Annotated in this window: 16 protein-coding genes; 11 read left to right on the top strand and 5 right to left on the bottom strand. The window is 62.8% G+C overall.

Going from position 1 to position 16,373, the window contains the following annotated elements:
• The first annotated feature begins 10 nt into the window (after nucleotides 1-10).
• Genes nirB through PO860_RS07245 form a run of 3 tightly spaced genes read left to right on the top strand, consistent with a single transcriptional unit; the run spans nucleotide 11 to nucleotide 5,474 of the window.
• Nucleotides 11-2,461 (top strand): nitrite reductase large subunit NirB, encoded by a 2,451-nt coding sequence (nirB, locus tag PO860_RS07255; RefSeq protein ID WP_275035364.1) that lies wholly within the window; start codon nucleotides 11-13, stop codon nucleotides 2,459-2,461.
• 4 nt (nucleotides 2,462-2,465) lie between these two features.
• Nucleotides 2,466-2,816, top strand: coding sequence for a nitrite reductase small subunit NirD (nirD, locus tag PO860_RS07250; RefSeq protein ID WP_097618964.1), 351 nt, complete (start codon nucleotides 2,466-2,468; stop codon nucleotides 2,814-2,816).
• Entirely contained in the window at nucleotides 2,817-5,474 is a 2,658-nt protein-coding gene (locus PO860_RS07245) for a nitrate reductase (RefSeq protein ID WP_275035363.1), read from the top strand. It begins immediately after the preceding gene.
• Between the two features lie 36 nt (nucleotides 5,475-5,510).
• Here the strand turns inward: PO860_RS07245 and PO860_RS07240 are convergent, their stop codons facing one another.
• Both PO860_RS07240 and PO860_RS07235 read right to left on the bottom strand, forming a co-directional pair.
• Nucleotides 5,511-6,188, bottom strand: a complete 678-nt coding sequence (locus PO860_RS07240; protein WP_275035362.1) for an HAD family hydrolase — start codon at nucleotides 6,186-6,188, stop codon at nucleotides 5,511-5,513.
• 131 nt (nucleotides 6,189-6,319) lie between these two features.
• A complete protein-coding gene (locus PO860_RS07235) occupies nucleotides 6,320-6,739 on the bottom strand; it encodes a DUF2000 domain-containing protein (RefSeq protein WP_275038232.1) in 420 nt (139 codons plus the stop codon).
• 138 nt (nucleotides 6,740-6,877) lie between these two features.
• Here PO860_RS07235 and PO860_RS07230 point away from each other — a divergent pair, with 138 nt between their 5' ends.
• On the top strand, nucleotides 6,878-7,363 hold the full coding sequence (locus tag PO860_RS07230; RefSeq protein ID WP_126909760.1) for an Lrp/AsnC family transcriptional regulator: 486 nt from the start codon (nucleotides 6,878-6,880) through the stop codon (nucleotides 7,361-7,363).
• Nucleotides 7,364-7,407: 44 nt separating this feature from the next.
• On the opposite strand, the gene PO860_RS07225 is transcribed toward PO860_RS07230, so the two are convergent.
• Entirely contained in the window at nucleotides 7,408-7,722 is a 315-nt protein-coding gene (locus PO860_RS07225; protein WP_275035360.1) for a hypothetical protein, read from the bottom strand.
• 201 nt (nucleotides 7,723-7,923) lie between these two features.
• Here PO860_RS07225 and PO860_RS07220 point away from each other — a divergent pair, with 201 nt between their 5' ends.
• From PO860_RS07220 to PO860_RS07210, 3 genes are all read left to right on the top strand, one after another.
• The gene (locus PO860_RS07220) at nucleotides 7,924-8,250 is read left to right on the top strand and encodes a hypothetical protein (RefSeq protein ID WP_273885258.1); all 327 of its coding nucleotides are present in this window, start codon (nucleotides 7,924-7,926) and stop codon (nucleotides 8,248-8,250) included.
• A gap of 175 nt (nucleotides 8,251-8,425) precedes the next feature.
• Nucleotides 8,426-9,874 (top strand): cryptochrome/photolyase family protein, encoded by a 1,449-nt coding sequence (locus PO860_RS07215; protein ID WP_275038231.1) that lies wholly within the window; start codon nucleotides 8,426-8,428, stop codon nucleotides 9,872-9,874.
• A 175-nt stretch (nucleotides 9,875-10,049) separates the two neighbouring features.
• Complete coding sequence (locus tag PO860_RS07210) at nucleotides 10,050-11,309, top strand: SAM-dependent methyltransferase (protein WP_183607603.1); 1,260 nt, start codon at nucleotides 10,050-10,052, stop codon at nucleotides 11,307-11,309.
• Here PO860_RS07210 and PO860_RS07205 read toward each other — a convergent pair whose 3' ends face one another.
• On the bottom strand, nucleotides 11,310-12,143 hold the full coding sequence (locus PO860_RS07205; RefSeq protein ID WP_183607604.1) for an SDR family NAD(P)-dependent oxidoreductase: 834 nt from the start codon (nucleotides 12,141-12,143) through the stop codon (nucleotides 11,310-11,312).
• A 98-nt stretch (nucleotides 12,144-12,241) separates the two neighbouring features.
• Nucleotides 12,242-12,901 carry a ChrR family anti-sigma-E factor gene (locus PO860_RS07200; protein WP_273881873.1) on the bottom strand — a complete coding sequence of 220 codons (660 nt, stop codon included), beginning with the start codon at nucleotides 12,899-12,901 and terminating at the stop codon, nucleotides 12,242-12,244.
• 226 nt (nucleotides 12,902-13,127) lie between these two features.
• On the opposite strand from PO860_RS07200, the gene PO860_RS07195 reads away from it, so the two are divergent.
• The 4 genes from PO860_RS07195 to PO860_RS07180 are packed head-to-tail and all read left to right on the top strand — an operon-like array spanning nucleotide 13,128 to nucleotide 16,363.
• Complete coding sequence (locus tag PO860_RS07195) at nucleotides 13,128-14,165, top strand: cysteine synthase A (RefSeq protein WP_183607606.1); 1,038 nt, start codon at nucleotides 13,128-13,130, stop codon at nucleotides 14,163-14,165.
• Nucleotides 14,166-14,171: 6 nt separating this feature from the next.
• The gene (locus PO860_RS07190; protein ID WP_183607607.1) at nucleotides 14,172-14,909 is read left to right on the top strand and encodes an alanyl-tRNA editing protein; all 738 of its coding nucleotides are present in this window, start codon (nucleotides 14,172-14,174) and stop codon (nucleotides 14,907-14,909) included.
• A gap of 18 nt (nucleotides 14,910-14,927) precedes the next feature.
• Nucleotides 14,928-15,797: a 3-mercaptopyruvate sulfurtransferase gene (sseA, locus tag PO860_RS07185; RefSeq protein WP_273881875.1), complete on the top strand. Its 870-nt coding sequence runs from the start codon at nucleotides 14,928-14,930 to the stop codon at nucleotides 15,795-15,797.
• 5 nt (nucleotides 15,798-15,802) lie between these two features.
• Complete coding sequence (locus PO860_RS07180; protein ID WP_275035358.1) at nucleotides 15,803-16,363, top strand: GNAT family N-acetyltransferase; 561 nt, start codon at nucleotides 15,803-15,805, stop codon at nucleotides 16,361-16,363.
• Nucleotides 16,364-16,373: the final 10 nt, after the last annotated feature.

Here is a 16,373-nt window from a genome sequence, read left to right as displayed (position 1 = left end):
ACCTGGAAATATGACCGAAAAACTTGTCATCATCGGCAATGGCATGGCGCCCGGGCGCATGCTGGAGCACCTCTTCGAGCAGGCGCCCGGACGCTATGAAGTTACGATCTTCAACGCCGAGCCGCGCGTCAATTACGACCGCATCATGCTGTCGCCGGTTCTCTCCGGAGAAAAGGACTACGAGCAGATCATCATTCACGGCGACGGCTGGTATATCAAGCATGGCATCATGCTCTACAAGGGCCACAAGATCGTCAACATCGATCGTGAAGCCAAGACCGTCACCTCCGACCACGGCGTCACCGAAAGCTACGACAAGCTGGTGATCGCAACCGGTTCCGTGCCCTTCATCATCCCGGTTCCAGGCAAGGATCTTCCCGGCGTCATCACCTATCGCGATCTCGACGACGTGCAGGCGATGCTGCTTGCCGCTCAGTCGCGCGAAAAGGCTGTCGTCATCGGCGGCGGCCTGCTTGGCCTGGAAGCAGCGGCCGGCCTTGCCCAGCGCGGCATGGACGTTACCGTCCTGCACGTCATGCCGACGCTGATGGAGCGTCAGCTCGACCCTGCCGCCGGCTATCTGCTGCAGAAGGCTGTCGAGGAACGCGGCATCAAGGTCATCTGCAAGGCCAATACCAAGGCGATTATCGGCAACGGCAAGGTCGAGGGCATCGAGCTTGACGACGGCCGCATCATCCCGGCAACACTGGTCGTCATGGCCGTCGGCATTCGTCCGAGTGTCGGCCTGGCGAAGGACGCCGGCATCGCGGTCAATCGCGGCATCGTCGTCGATGCCGGCATGCAGACCTCGGATGGCGATATTCTCGCGCTCGGCGAATGTGCCGAGGTCGGCGGCATGGTCTATGGCCTCGTTGCGCCGCTCTATGAAATGGCCCGTATCGCCGCCGCGCATCTCTCCGGCGATCGCTCGCCCGCCTTCGTTCACGCGGATACGCCGACCAAGCTCAAGGTCACCGGCATCGAGCTTTATTCGCTCGGCGATTTCGCCGACGGCGACGACCGCGAGGAGATCGTGCTGCGCGATGCTTCAGCCGGCGTCTACAAGCGTCTGGTGCTCAAGGACAATAAGATCATCGGCACCGTACTTTACGGTGAGACCGCTGATGGTGCCTGGTTCAATGACCTGAAGAAGAAGGCAACCGATATTTCGGAGATGCGCGAGACGCTGATCTTCGGACAGGCCTATCAGGGAGGGTCGCCGCTGGACCCTATGGCGGCCGTTGCAGCCTTGCCGGATGACGCGGAGATCTGTGGCTGCAACGGCGTATGTAAGGGCAAAATCACCTCGACGATTTCGGGCAAGGGGCTGACGTCGCTCGACGACGTGCGCGCCCATACCAAGGCATCCGCTTCGTGCGGCTCCTGCACCGGCCTCGTCGAGCAGCTCATGGCGCTGACGCTCGGCGACAGCTACAATCCGGCTGCGGTCCAGCCGATGTGCACCTGCACCGAACTCGGCCATGACGATGTCCGCCGGCTGATCAAGGCGAAGGGTCTGAAGAGCATCCCTGCCGTCATGCAGGAGCTCGAATGGAAGACCTCCTGCGGCTGCGCCAAATGTCGGCCGGCGCTCAACTATTACCTCGTCTGCGACTGGCCGGATGAATATGCCGACGACTACCAGTCGCGGTTCATCAATGAGCGCGTCCACGCCAACATCCAGAAGGACGGCACCTACTCCGTCGTTCCGCGCATGTGGGGCGGCGTCACCAATGCAAACGAGCTGCGCGCCATCGCCGATGTCGTCGACAAGTTCGAGATTCCGATGGTGAAGGTCACGGGCGGCCAGCGCATCGACCTGCTCGGCATCGAGAAGGAAGACCTGCCCGCCGTCTGGGCCGATCTCGGCAAGGCCGGTTTCGTCTCCGGCCAGGCCTATGCCAAGGGTCTGCGCACGGTGAAGACCTGCGTCGGCTCGGACTGGTGTCGCTTCGGCACGCAGGATTCCACCGGTCTCGGCATCCGGATCGAGAGGTTCATGTGGGGCTCCTGGACACCAGCCAAGCTGAAGATGGCCGTGTCCGGCTGCCCGCGCAACTGCGCGGAAGCAACCTGCAAGGACATCGGCGTGATCTGCGTGGATTCCGGTTTCGAGATCCATTTCGCCGGCGCAGCCGGTCTCGACATCAAGGGCACGGAGGTCCTTGGGCTTGTCCGGACCGAGGACGAGGCGCTGGAGCATATCGTGGCACTGACGCAGATGTACCGCGAGCAGGCCCGCTATCTCGAGCGCATCTACAAGTGGGCCAAGCGCGTCGGCCTGGAGGAAATCCGCCGCCAGATCATGGGTGATGCCGAAAAGCGCAAGGCCTATTACGACCGCTTCGTCTTCAGCCAGAAATTTGCCCAGGTCGATCCCTGGTCGGAGCGTGTTTCCGGCAAGGACAAGCACGAGTTCAAGCCGATGGCGACGATCGGCTATCCGCAGGCAGCCGAGTAAGGAGATGGACATGAACTGGCCCAATGAAAACTGGCATCCGATCGGTGACATCTCCGATATTCCGCTGCGCGGCGCGCGTTGCGTGAAGACGCCGCAGGGCAAGATCGCCGTCTTCCGCACGGCCGAAAACGAGGTCTTCGCCATCGAGGATCACTGCCCGCATAAGGGCGGTCCGCTCTCCCAGGGCATTGTGCATGCCAAGGCCGTCACCTGCCCGCTGCACAATTGGGTGATTTCTCTCGAAACCGGCAAGGCGCTCGGCGCCGACCAGGGCGAGGTGCGGACCATACCGGTCCGCAACGAGGACGGCGCCCTCTTCATCGCGCTTGAAAGCCTGATGATGGCGGCGGAATAGATGGCGGCTGAGGTCAAGACCACCTGTCCCTATTGCGGTGTCGGCTGCGGCGTTATCGCCACGGTCGACGAGGCCGGAACCGTCAGCGTCAAGGGCGATCCCGAGCATCCGTCGAATTTCGGCCGGCTCTGCTCGAAGGGGTCGGCGCTTGCCGAAACCATCGATCTCGACGGCCGGCTTCTCCATCCCGAAATTGCAGGCGAGCGCAGCGGCTGGGACGAAGCGCTTGACTTAGTCGCCCGGCGTTTCTCCGAAACGATCGCTGAACACGGGCCAGATTCCGTTGCCTTCTATGTCTCTGGCCAGCTGCTGACCGAGGATTATTACCTCGCCAACAAGCTGATGAAGGGCTTCATCGGCTCGGCCAATATCGACACCAATTCAAGGCTCTGCATGTCCTCCTCGGTGGCGGGGCATCGCCGCGCCTTCGGCGCCGATACCGTGCCCGGGACCTATGAGGATATCGAACTTGCGGATCTGGTGATCCTGACCGGATCCAATCTTGCCTGGTGTCATCCCGTCATCTACCAGCGGCTTGCCGCCGCGAAGACAGCGCGGCCCAACTTGCGGATCGTCGTCATCGATCCGCGCCGGACGATGACATGCGATATCGCCGACCTGCACCTGGCGATCCGACCCGATGGCGACGTCGCGCTGTTCATGGGACTGCTTGCCCATCTCGCGACAAGCCCGGCCATCGACCAGAATTATATCGCCGCTCATACCGAAGGTTTCGGCGACGCTTTTGCGGCGGCCGCAGCACTTGATATCAACGATCTCCTGGAACGCACCGGGCTGCCGGCCATGCAGATCCGGGAGTTCTTCCGCCTGTTCGAGACGACGCCGAAAGTCGTGACCTGCTACAGCCAGGGCGTCAACCAGTCCTCCTCCGGCACCGACAAGGTCAATGCCATCCTTAACTGCCATCTGGCGACCGGCCGCATCGGCCGCCCGGGCATGGGGCCGTTCTCGCTGACCGGCCAACCGAACGCCATGGGCGGGCGCGAGGTCGGCGGCCTTGCCAACATGCTGGCAGCTCATATGGCAATCGAAAATGCTGACGATCGCGACCGGGTGCAGCGCTTCTGGAATTCGCCGGTCATCGCCGCAAAACCCGGCCTGAAGGCGGTCGACATGTTCCGTGCGGTGGCCGACGGGCGCATCAAGGCGCTCTGGATCATGGCCACCAATCCGGTCGTCTCGATGCCGGATGCCGACAGCGTCGAAAGGGCGATCGCCGCCTGTCCCTTCGTCGTCGTCTCGGACATCCGGAGAGAGACGGATACGGCCCGGCATGCAGATGTGCTTCTACCCTCGCTCGGCTGGGGCGAGAAGGACGGCACCGTCACCAATTCCGAACGGCGCATTTCACGGCAGCGGCCGTTTCTCGGGCTCCCCGGCGATGCGAAAGCCGACTGGTGGCAGCTTGCCGAGGTCGGACGCCGGATGGGCTTTGCCGCCGCTTTCGATTTCGACGCGCCGGTGGAGATCTTCTCCGAACATGCCGCCCTTTCCGCCTTCGAAAATAACGGCAGCCGCGATTTCGATATCGGCGCGCGCGCCGGCATGAGCGGGGACGTCTATGACGCGCTGTCGCCTTTCCAGTGGCCACAGGCGGCAGGGACCGAAGCCGGCGTCACCCGCTTCTTCGCCGAGGGCGGTTTCTACCATGCCGATGGCAAGGCGCGTTTTGTCGCGGTCAAGCCACCCGAAACGAACCGCACCAATGCCGACTTCCCCTTCACGCTGAATACCGGGCGCATTCGCGACCAGTGGCACACGATGACCCGCACCGGAAAGAGCGCACGGCTTTCCGCCCATATCGCCGAACCTTTCGCGGAGATCCATCCACGCGACGCGATCGAGACCGGCATATCGAGCGCCGGTCTCGTCGAGATCGACAGTCCGTATGGCAAGGCAATCGTCCGGGCGCTGGTGACCGATCGCCAGGCCCGCGGCGGCATCTTTGCGCCGATGCACTGGAACGACCAGTTCGCGGCCAAAGCACGGATCGACGCCGTGGTCGCGCCGATCACCGATCCCGTTTCCGGCCAGCCGGCGTCGAAGAACGTCGCCGTCGCCGTCCGGCCCTTCCGCGCCACGCATTACGGCTTCGCCGTCTCGGCGACAAAACCGGAAACACCGGATGCGGCCTATTGGGCGCTGGCGAAAGCCGATGGCGGCTGGCGGCTGGAGCTTGCCTTCACCGAGGCCGTCGAAGACTGGACGGCCTGGTGCCGGGCGGTTTTCGCCATTCCCGATGAAATCGAGCCGCTGGGTTATGCCGACCGGCAATCCGGCGACCTTAGGCTCGCCTTCTTCGATGCCGAGGTCCTGCTTGCCGCGCTGTTTCTGGCACGCGAGCCCGTCGCCGTCGCACGCAACTGGGCGATCTCGCAGCTTTCAGCCTCGCATGGCGATCTCCGGAAACGCTTTGCGCTCGTTGCAGGCCGCCCCGGCGCCGGCAGGCCGGATCCAGGCGCCACCGTCTGCTCCTGCTTCAGTGTCGGGGTCAACCAGATCGCCGCCGCGGTGCGCGGCGGATGCCACAGCGTCGAGGCGGTCGGCAAGGAAACCAGCGCCGGAACCAATTGCGGCTCCTGCCGCAGCGAAATCGGCCGGATCATCGATCGCTGTCTGGCTGCCGCCGCCGAGTGAAAGCGCAAAGGACGCGATAACGCGGCCGGACTGATGTCAGGCCGCGTTGGGAACGATCAGCATTCTGCGGTCGGCGGAGATGCGGAGCGAAATCTCATCATAGGATGAGAAGGTCGGATGCGACGTTTCCATCTTCTGGTGATGGGTTGCGGTGACGACCATGACATCGGCGCCCGCTGCCTCGCCGGCGGTGATGCCGGCTTTGACATCCTCGAACACCAGGCAGTCCTGCGTGCCGACGCCGAGGCGTTCGGCGCCTAAGATGTAACATTGCGGATCGGGCTTCCCGACCTTGACGTCCTCCGCCGTCACCATGAATTTCGGCAGCGGCAGGCCTGCCGCCTCCAGCCGCCGATGGGCAAGGCGCAAGGGCGAGGAGGTGACGATCGCCCAGCGATCGGGCGGCAGTGCGCTCAGAAATGCCGCAGCACCCGGGATAGCAACGACATCGCCGACATCGGCGATTTCCGCCTCGGTCACCAGCCTGGATTCATGTTCGGGATCGACGCCGGGCAGATTCAGCCGGGCGATCGTGTCGATGCCGCGCGATCCATGCATCTTCGGCAGAAAGGCCGCGACATCGAGCCCATGGCGTCTCGCCCAGTCGCTCCATACACGCTCGGCGGCCCGGATCGAATTGAGGATGGTGCCGTCCATATCGAACAGGAAGGCGGCATAAGGCTTCTCGAAGCCGCGGGGCATCGGCAGGGACAAAGGCGGATCCTTTAAGGAAGAGCATCGGATGGTTGTCGCTATCGCCCGATGAAACGGCAAATCGTCGCCTTTTGCAAGCTTTGGCAGGGACGGGCCGGTCTATACGCCGCGGCAAGCCTTGGCCGCATGCGTCAACGCAGCAGCTTCAGTGAACCCGTCAGCGAACGGATCCACTTCGTCGGACCGGCGAGACCGACGCCGTCTATGGTTTCCGAAGACAGGTCGCGTTGCGGTATCGAAGCCTCGTATTCGGCATAGACGTGCAGGGCGCCGGCAAAACGCGGGAATGGCACGACCAGGGCGCCATCAGGCGCCGGCAAGGCCTTCAGCAGCAGCGATCGCAGATCCACGGCCGCCGCCTGCAGCACCGGCACCGGCTTGTTGGCGCTGACATGAAATATCCGGCCGGCCTGGTCGGTCAGCCGCGCACCGGCAAGCGCGGGGGCTGCGGCGCCGAGGCCGATCGACAGCACGGCGACCGTATTGGCGAGTTCGCCGGCCGGCAGCCCCGGCTCGACAATCACCGCGACACGCCAGTCCTCACCCGTCATCCCTCATTCTCCCTTCCTCGTTCGACCTCCCCAACCTATCGAAAGCCAGGGAAATATCCTGCCTATTCCTGTCGTCTCGCCGGCGATTTTGGTAGGATCTTCCCGAATATCAATAAAACTGGAAAGGGCCTACCGATCATGGAATTCGAGCCGGGAGATATCCGCATATTGAAGGCGCTGCAGAGCGAAGGACGGCTGACCAACCAGGAGCTGGCGGAACGCGTGGGGATGTCGACCTCGCCCTGCTGGCGCAGAGTAAAGCGGCTCGAAGAGTCCGGTGTCATCCGCGGCTATCAGGCCCTCGTCGATCGCCGCGCCGTCGGCCTCGGTGTCCTCGCCTTCGTACGTGTGCAGATCGATACCCATTCCCATGACGAGGCCGAGCGTTTCGAGCGCGAGGTCGGCGAGCTGGAAGCGGTCATCGCCTGCTATTCCGTCGCCGGCGAGGCTGATTTCCTGCTGCAAGTGGTTGCCACCGATCTCGACAACTATGCCGAATTCGCCATGACGGTGATCCGCCGCCTGCCTGGCATCAAAGAGATGCATACGATGTTCGTGCTGAAGGACATCAAGGCATCGACCATCCTGCCCGTGCAGCTATCGGCCACCGGCCGCTCGCGCTGAGGCACAGCCCCTGCTTCCCAGGCGGCTCCGAAGAGGCCGTCGGCCTAGAAAGCTGTGCTGGCGGTGGCGATCAGGTCACAGGAGAGGCGCAGGCCGATCCGGTCGTGGCACTGTTCATTGCGGGCGCCGGCGAGTTCCACCTCGGCGGGAGCGTCGGCGCGCAGGGAGGCCTGTGTCGTCGGGTCGACGCGCATCGGGACGGCGGTCCACAAGGAGGGGCGGCTGAGGTCGATCGGGGAAACAGCGGCCTTCTCCCCGCCCAAGGCAGAGGACGCGATTGCCATGCCGCTTGCCGTCAAGGCGAGCGCAAGCGCAATCTGCAGACCGAGATCTGCGGCCTCGCGAGGGGAAACGAACATAGCGGCCTCATGCTGCTGAATTTAGCGTTTCATCAGGTCACTAAGGCAGGCAGCGGCGGCGATCCAGCGGCTTCGGCCGTTAAGGTTTATGCGTAACCATGCAAGGTCGGCGTGCAAGTTTTTCGCGAATTTCGGAACAATGATTCCACCCGGCAGTTACGCCATGGTCATCCAAGATGAAAATCAACGGAGGATATCCTCATGACCAAATCCCTTATCGCCGCTTCGCTGCTTGTGCTCGGCCTGGCATCGTCGGCCTTTGCCCAGTCGAACCCCGATCCGATCGGGCCGACCAATGGCGGCTCGACCGATCCGAGTTCGGGCAACTACTCGTCCGATTACACCAATGACGACAATGGCATGTATCCGGTGCGCACGGCGCCGGTCGATCCGATGACGACACAGAGCATCGGACAGCCGCAAACGATGGAATGCCCCGGCATGCCACAGCAGATGTCCGGCGTCGACACGCGTGGCGGCCAGAGCGGCGCCTCGATCAGCGAAGCCTGCCGCGAATACGACAACTAAGCATTTCTACGCTTCAAGCATGTCGCGCGGTGCGCCACGCTTGGAAAAGGCCGGTTCACGCCGGCCTTTTCATGTCCCGGCAGCGACGAACGCTGCTTCTTCCGGATGAAACTTTTAATCCGGCCGTTCCGTACCTCCGTAGCAGGTTGAAAGAACACGAGCAGGGACGGACTCATTGGCAAAGGACACGGCAAAACCGGTCATTCTGTGGTTTCGCAAGGATTTGCGCCTTGACGACAACCAGGCTCTCAATGCAGCCCATCTCTCCGGGCGGCCGGTCATCCTCCTCTATATCAGCGAGCCCGCGGTCCATACCGGTCCGCTCGGGGCCGCGCAGGCCTGGTGGCTGCATCATTCGCTGGCAGCGCTCGACAGAGCGCTGCGCAGGCGCCAGGGACGGCTGGTGCTTGCCTGCGGCGAGGCGCTCGAGGTTCTTCGTGCTATCATCAGAGAGAGCGGCGCCGAAGCCGTCTTCTGGAACCGGCGCTACGATCCATCCGGCACCGCCGTCGACATCCGCATCGAGCACGAATTGGACAAGCAGGCGATCGAGGCGAGAAGCTTCGGGGGCCAGCTGCTGCACGAACCTTCCCGGCTGATGACCGACAGCGGCACCCCCTACCGTGTCTATACGCCTTTCTGGCACGCGCTGGAGGGCGCCGGCGAACCGGAGCCGCCGCTGGAGGCGCCGGCGAAACTGCGGCTGGCATCGCCGCTTCCGAAATCGGAAAGGCTGGAGAGCTGGAAACTGCTGCCGACGAAGCCGGACTGGGCGAGGGATTTTGGCGATCTCTGGACGCCCGGCGAGCAAGGCGCGCGGGAAAAGCTCCGTTCCTTCGTCGAGGACATGCTCGACGGCTATAAGGAAAACCGCGACTATCCGGCGAAGCAGGCGACATCGATGCTGTCGCCACATCTGGCGCTCGGCGAGATCTCCCCTGCCCGCATATGGGACGCGACCCGTGGTCTGTCGAAACGGGTGCCGGCGGCCGACATCGTGCATTTCCGCAAGGAGATCGCCTGGCGCGAATTCTCCTATCACCTGCTTTTCCATTTCCCGCGTCTTGCCTCGGACAACTGGAACGATCGTTTCGACGGCTTCGAATGGCGCAATGACGATGACGATTTCGAGGCGTGGCGCCGAGGGCTGACCGGCTACCCGATCGTCGACGCCGGCATGCGCCAGCTCTGGCGGCATGGCTGGATGCACAATCGCGTGCGGATGATCGTCGCCTCCTTCCTCATCAAGGATCTGATGGTCGACTGGCGCCGGGGCGAGGCCTGGTTTCGCGACACGCTTGTCGATGCCGATCCCGCCAACAACGCGGCAAGCTGGCAGTGGGTGGCGGGTTCCGGCGCCGATGCCTCGCCGTTCTTCCGGATCTTCAATCCGGTGCTGCAGGGCGAAACCTTCGATCCGGACGGCAGCTATGTCAAAGCTTACGTGCCGGAGCTTCGACAACTCGGGGCAAAATACATCCACAGGCCGTTCGAGGCGCCGAAGAGCATGCTCGACGAGGCCGGCGTCACGCTTGGCCAAACCTATCCGAAACCGATCGTGGACCATGCCAGTGCGCGCAACCGCGCGCTCGCCGCCTACAACGCCACGAGGGGTGCAGCCTGAACGCGCACGCCGATCCCGCTTCCATTGAACTGCTCTTATGATCTTCTCTTAAATCGGTTCCGATTTGAGCAATTATGCAGTAGCCTTCGATACAATGGCCGGGGGGGGCGGCCGCGCATATCATAACGGGTGCTTCGTCGTCCCTAACCGGCAGGAAAATGCGGGAGGAGGAGAGATGAGCAAGGCGCAGGACTGGAATCTGCTGGCTCGTGACGCGGTGACGCTGACGGCCGAAAACATGTCCCGCATGGTGAAGGGCCTGCCCTTCAAGGCAAGGCTGGCGCTGCGTGGACTTCTGCACATGCAGCACGGTTCGCTTGCCGTGACCCTCCCCGACGGCCGCAGGCTGCTGGTCGAGGGCAAGAAGGCCGGGCCGAAGGCGGCACTCAGCCTCCACAACTGGAACCTTGCCTATCGGGCGCTGGCGAGCGGCACGATCGGGGTTGCCGAAACCTATATGGACGGCGACTGGGACAGCCCCGACATCGCCGCCTTCCTCGAACTCTTTCTCGTTAACGGCGAAGCCGCCTTCAGCTACGCGCATGGCAAGGGCGGCCTTGGCCGCCTCTTCGAGCGGATGCGCCATTGGATGAATGCCAACACCAGGACGGGCTCGAAGCGCAACATCTCAGCCCATTACGATCTCGGCAATGATTTCTACAGGGAATGGCTCGATCCGAGCATGACCTATTCCTCGGCACTCTATTCCACCGGCGCCAACGACCTGCAATCGGCCCAGAACGCCAAATACCGCGCGCTCGCCGAAGCGACCGGCATCGGTCCCGGCGATCACGTGCTGGAGATCGGCTGCGGCTGGGGCGGTTTTGCCGAATTTGCCGCCGGCGAGCTGAACTGCAAGGTGACCGGGCTGACGATCAGCCGCGAGCAGCTCGTCTTTGCCGAGGAGCGCATCCGCAAGGCCGGCCTCGGCGACCGCGTCGAATTCCGCTTCCAGGATTACCGCGACGAGACCGGACTCTATGACCGGATCGTCTCGATCGAGATGTTCGAAGCGGTCGGCGAGAAATACTGGCCATCCTATTTCTCCAAGCTCAGGCAATGCCTAAAGCCGGGCGGCAAGGCCGGCCTGCAGATCATCACGATCAAGCCCGAGTCCTTCGACCAGTATCGCGGCAATCCTGACTTCATCCAGAAATACGTGTTTCCCGGCGGCATGCTGCCAACGCGCAATCATCTCGCTGAACTCGCCGGCAAGGTCGAGCTGTCGCTGGTCAAGGATTTCGGCTTCGGGCTCGACTATGCCCGCACGCTTGCCGAATGGCGCGAGCGCTTCTGGTCGGTCTGGGAGCGCATCCGCCCGATGGGCTTCGACGAGCGTTTCAAGCGGCTCTGGGAATTCTATCTGTTCTATTGCGAGGCCGGCTTCCGCGCCCGCAATATCGATGTGCGCCAGGTTGTGTTCTCGCGCCGTTGATCATTCCGCCGGGTGTGGTGTCGCCGGATGATGGCCAGTCGATGACCGCCGCTCCCGCCAGCCGGTGACGCGGTTCACCAGGGGGAAATAAGCGCCATAGGGAAGCAGGCGCGCGAGTTTCAGTATGGTGATGAAGCGCCTGGGGAAGGTGATCTCGAAGGCCTGCGATTTCAGGCCGGCGGCAATCTGCCGGGCGGCCTCCTCGACCGATACCAAGGCTGACATCGCAAAGGCGTTCCTCCTCGTCGCCGGCGTATCGACAAAACCCGGGCTGACGAGTTGGATGCGGATGCCGATCTTATCGAGATCGAATTTCAGGCTTTCGGCCATATTGATCAACGCCGCCTTGGTGGCGCCATAGGCCGCACCCGTCGGCAGGCCGCCATAGCCGGTGACGCAGGAGACGATGGCGATCTGCCCCTGCCCTTTCGCCTTCATATGACCGATCGCCGGCAACAGGCAGTTGACGACGCCGGAAAGATTGACGGCAAAGCTTTTGTCGAAATCGGCGCGGTTCAGATCCTCGGCATGAACAGGCAGGCAGACGCCGGCATTGAGAATCGCCATGGCGAGCGTGCCGTGTTCATATTCAATGGAGGCCATGACATGTTCCATGTCCTCGGCATCGGTGACGTCGCCGTCGAGAACGACGATGCTGCCGGAAAGGCCGCGGGCCTCGGCCTGCAGTTCGACCAGCTTTTCGTGACTTCTGGCTGTGACCGCGACCTTGTATCCTTCGGCCGCGAGCTTCAGCGCAAGCGCCCGGCCGATACCCGAGCTCGCCCCGGTGATCCAGACGATTCCATGTTCGGGACGGGCGATGAAATCACGCATGACATGTTCCTCCGGCTCTGCCTGATCAACACGAAACAGGTCCGGAAGTTCACTGCTCCTCCCGGATTTACGGCTCTATCACACCATTGTGGCTGCTTTCAGCCGATCAGGTCGCCGATCATCTGTCGAAAGGATCCCGTCAGCCTGACCGGCCCGTCCGAAACGGCAAAGGCGATGCAAGGTCTGTCCTTTTCGGCGACCGGCCGGTGGTCGACCGTCTCGTCGGCAATTGAGATGTCGCCGGGACCGAAACGGCCGCGCTCATCGTTGAAGGCGCCGTCGAGGATGAGGATCAGTTCCATGCCTTTATGCGTGTGTGCCGGCAAGGCGCGGCCCGGACGGATCCACATCAGATTGACCTCGCAGCCGTCCATGTCGAGCGGATACTCCTTGAAGCCCGGCAGCCGCGTGCGCCAGGGCACGTCCTCGGCCTCGAAACCGACGAAATCGCGCAATGCCTGAGGAAACAGGGCATACTCCGGCCGCTCGATCGCAGCAGGCTCCATGATGGGAGAATCGGAGGCAAAAATCGCCGCAAGCCGCCGGTTGCGGTCGGCAATGGAAGCTTGCTGCACGCTTTCCAGGGCTTCGCCCGCCAGCAGCTCGAGGCTGTTCACCAGGCCGCGATTGTCCGGTTTCATTTCAAGATGAGCCTGCACCAGCACACGCGCCGGCTCGGGCAAGGAGCCGGCAACATAATGCGCCATCAATGCATCGATCGTGTCGATCTGCTCGTGAACCATGTCTGTTTCGGTCACGCCCTGTTGCCGGGCTCCGTTGTCGCTTTGTCGTCATCCGTACGGGGAAAGTCAATCTTCGGATCACCCCGCCCAAGGCGGGATTGCCGGCCATGCGTCATTTCGGGGGACGGAGGCCAAATTTTATCGTGTCCGACAGAGGCGTGGAATAGCATTTCTTGCCAACACAGCCTTGTGAAGGGAAAAGACCGTTCCTAAAGTAAGAGTTCGAATAGAGGCAGATTCCATGACCTTTCACCCCTCCGTCCTCGAAGCCATCGGCAACACGCCCCTGATCCAGCTCAAGGGCGCCTCAGCGGCAACCGGCTGCACCATTCTCGGCAAGGCGGAGTTCCTGAACCCCGGCCAATCGGTGAAGGATCGTGCCGCGCTCTACATCATCCGCGACGCAGAGCGGAAGGGATTGCTTCGCCCGGGCGGCGTCATCGTCGAAGGCACGGCCGGCAATACCGGCATCGGCCTGACGCTGGTCGCCAAAGCGCTCGGCTACCGCACCGTCATCGTCATCCCGGAAACGCAGAGCCAGGAAAAGAAGGACGCGCTGAAGCTGCTCGGCGCCGAACTCGTCGAAGTGCCGGCCGTCGCCTATAAGAACCCGAACAATTACGTGAAAGTGTCCGGGCGGCTTGCCGAGCAGCTGGCGAAGACCGAGCCGAACGGGGCGATCTGGGCAAACCAATTCGACAACGTCGCCAACCGTCAGGCGCATATCGAAACCACCGCCAGGGAAATTTGGAAAGATACCGACGGCAAGGTCGACGGCTTCATCTGCTCTGTCGGTTCCGGCGGCACGCTGGCAGGCGTCGCCGCCGGCCTCAAGGCTTTCAATGCAGACGTCAAGATCGGCATCGCCGATCCCGACGGCGCCGCACTTTACGAATTCTACCAGAACGGCACGCTGATATCCGAGGGATCGTCGATCACCGAGGGCATCGGCCAGGGCCGCATCACCGCCAATCTCGAAGGCTTCACGCCCGATTTCTCCTATCGGGTTTCCGATGCCGAAGCGCTTCCCTATCTTTTCGACCTCGTCGAAAACGAGGGCCTTTGCCTCGGCGGCTCGACGGCGATCAACGTTGCCGGCGCGGTCAAACTCGCGAGGGATCTCGGGCCCGGCCACACGGTGGTGACGATCCTGTGCGACTACGGCAACCGCTATCAGTCGAAGCTCTTCAACCCGGATTTCCTGACCTCGAAAGGACTGCCCGTTCCGGGCTGGATGGCCAAGTCGTCCGAGATAGACGTTCCCTACGAACCCGCGTGAGACCCCATGCCCGTCAATGCCCTCTATCGTGACGACTTCTATCTCTCGACATGCGAGGCTGTTGTTACCGCCGTTCACGAGGACGGGGGCATCGAACTCGACCAGACCTGTTTCTATGCGACATCAGGCGGTCAGCCGGGTGATACCGGCGCGCTGGAACGCGCCGACGGCACCAAGATCGCGCTCGGCCAGACGAAGCACGGACCCAGCAAGGATATCGTCATCCATGTGCCGCTCGAAAACGAGCCGCGCCCGGAAGTCGGCGAGACGCTGGTGCTGCATGTCGACTGGCAGCGCCGCTACAGGCTGATGCGTATGCACACGGCCTGCCACCTGCTATCCGTCGTCTGCTCTTATCCGATCACCGGGGCTGCCGTCGGCGAGGAGGAAAGCCGCGTCGACTTCGACATGACCGAAACGATCGACAAGGACCAGGTGACATCAAAGCTGATGGAACTGGTCGCCGAAAACCATCCGGTCTATCTGCAGTGGATCACCGATGAGGAACTGGCGGCCAATCCAGACATCGTCAAATCGAAGAACGTGCGCCCGCCGATTGGGCTCGGGCGCGTCAGCCTCGTCTGCATCGGTGAGAACTCCTCGATTGACAGCCAGCCCTGCGGCGGCACACATGTCTCCGAAACGCAGGAAGTCGGCCAGATCCATATCGCCAAGATCGAGAAAAAGGGCAAGGAGAACCGGCGCTTCCGAATCCGCTTCGGCACGCCCGGCGACGAAGCCTGATCATCAAGGGAGAGCATAATGAGTGAGAGCAAGAGCCGTTTCGTGGTGTCGGCCGACTGGCTGCAGGCTGAGCTCGGGAAGCCGGATCTGCGCGTGCTGGACGCCTCCTTCTATCTGCCGGCGCAGAAGCGCGATGCCGATGCCGAATATGCGGCCGGCCATATTCCCGGCGCCATCCGCTTCGACCAGGACAAGATCGCCGACCATTCGACGTCGCTGCCGCACACGATCCCCTCGCCCGACTATTTCGCCACTGAGGCCGGCCGGCTCGGCATCAGCGAGAACGATCGCATCGTCGTCTATGACGGCATCGGCCTGTTCGCCTCGCCGCGCGTCTGGTGGCTGTTCCGGGTGATGGGCGCGAAAAACGTCTTCGTGCTCGACGGCGGTCTCGATGGCTGGAAGGCCGAGGGCCGTCGGCTCGAAACGACGACGCCCAGCCATGCGCCGGCGACCTTCACGCCTGACTTCGACGAAAGCCGCGTGGTGACGCTCGATAGGATGCGCGATATCGTTGCGAGCGGCGCGATGCAGATCGCCGATGCCCGCAGCGCCGGCCGCTTCGCCGCCGCCGAGCCCGAGCCGCGTGCCGGCATGCGCTCCGGCCATATGCCCGGCGCCCGCAGCCTGCCCTCCGGTACCTTCGCCAACCAGGGCCGATTCAAATCGCTGCCGGAACTCCGCCAGACGATCGAGGAGGCCGGCATCGACCTTTCCAAGCCCGTCGTCACCTCCTGCGGCTCGGGGATAACAGCCGCGATCATCACGCTGGCGCTGGAATCGCTCGGCCATCACGACAACAAGCTTTATGACGGCTCGTGGAGCGAATGGGGCAGCCGTGACGATACGCCCGTCGTCACCGGCCCGCCGACGCCAGTCAAAGCCTGATCGCCATGGGAAAGACGCCCGCTTCGCTGAAAGCCCACATCACCCGGCTGGAAATGACGGCGCCGCCGAAGGCGAGCATGCCGGTGCCCGTCAATATTCAGACGGCGATCATGCGCGCGCCTCAGATCCCGCTGCCCTTCTATCGCTATCTCTACCGGCAGGTGGGCGCGCGCTGGCAATGGGTGGACCGGCTGCGCATGAGCGATGAGCAGTTGGCCGGGACACTGAACGACAAGCGCAACAATATCAGCGTCCTTTATGTGAATGGCGCGCCCGCCGGTTTCTACGAATATTTCTGCGAGGACGAGGATACGATCGAGCTCAGCCATTTCGGCCTGATCGAACATGCGCTCGGTCTCGGCATCGGCAAATGGTTCCTGCTGCAGGCGCTCTACGCCATCTGGTCACTCAACCCGAAGCGGGTCACCACCACCACCAACAATCTCGACCACCCGCGCGCGCTGCAGCTCTACCAGATGTACGGCTTCTCGCCAGTGTCCACAGGCGCCGGGATTGTGCGTCCGCTGAGCGACAAGGAGCTTCTGGAGATGGCGCGGAAAAGCTGACAGCTTCTTT

The sequence above is a fragment of the Rhizobium binxianense genome (assembly GCF_028994275.1).
Classification (GTDB): Bacteria; Pseudomonadota; Alphaproteobacteria; order Rhizobiales; family Rhizobiaceae; genus Rhizobium; species Rhizobium binxianense.
Note: the sequence above shows the minus strand (reverse complement) of the source record. Positions and strands in the feature narration are given on the sequence as shown.

What these genes read in the sequence shown, in the direction of transcription:
- nirB (WP_275035364.1), top strand. Translation starts at nt 11, where the DNA reads ATGACCGAAAAACTTGTCATCATCGGCAATGGCATGGCGCCCGGGCGC.
- PO860_RS07220 (WP_273885258.1), top strand. Translation starts at nt 7,924, where the DNA reads ATGACCAAATCCCTTATCGCCGCTTCGCTGCTTGTGCTCGGCCTGGCA.
- PO860_RS07180 (WP_275035358.1), top strand. Translation starts at nt 15,803, where the DNA reads ATGGGAAAGACGCCCGCTTCGCTGAAAGCCCACATCACCCGGCTGGAA.
- PO860_RS07195 (WP_183607606.1), top strand. Translation starts at nt 13,128, where the DNA reads ATGACCTTTCACCCCTCCGTCCTCGAAGCCATCGGCAACACGCCCCTG.
- PO860_RS07245 (WP_275035363.1), top strand. Translation starts at nt 2,817, where the DNA reads ATGGCGGCTGAGGTCAAGACCACCTGTCCCTATTGCGGTGTCGGCTGC.
- PO860_RS07190 (WP_183607607.1), top strand. Translation starts at nt 14,172, where the DNA reads ATGCCCGTCAATGCCCTCTATCGTGACGACTTCTATCTCTCGACATGC.
- PO860_RS07210 (WP_183607603.1), top strand. Translation starts at nt 10,050, where the DNA reads ATGAGCAAGGCGCAGGACTGGAATCTGCTGGCTCGTGACGCGGTGACG.
- sseA (WP_273881875.1), top strand. Translation starts at nt 14,928, where the DNA reads ATGAGTGAGAGCAAGAGCCGTTTCGTGGTGTCGGCCGACTGGCTGCAG.
- PO860_RS07235 (WP_275038232.1), bottom strand. Translation starts at nt 6,739, where the DNA reads ATGACGGGTGAGGACTGGCGTGTCGCGGTGATTGTCGAGCCGGGGCTG.
- PO860_RS07205 (WP_183607604.1), bottom strand. Translation starts at nt 12,143, where the DNA reads ATGCGTGATTTCATCGCCCGTCCCGAACATGGAATCGTCTGGATCACC.
- nirD (WP_097618964.1), top strand. Translation starts at nt 2,466, where the DNA reads ATGGACATGAACTGGCCCAATGAAAACTGGCATCCGATCGGTGACATC.
- PO860_RS07230 (WP_126909760.1), top strand. Translation starts at nt 6,878, where the DNA reads ATGGAATTCGAGCCGGGAGATATCCGCATATTGAAGGCGCTGCAGAGC.
- PO860_RS07225 (WP_275035360.1), bottom strand. Translation starts at nt 7,722, where the DNA reads ATGTTCGTTTCCCCTCGCGAGGCCGCAGATCTCGGTCTGCAGATTGCG.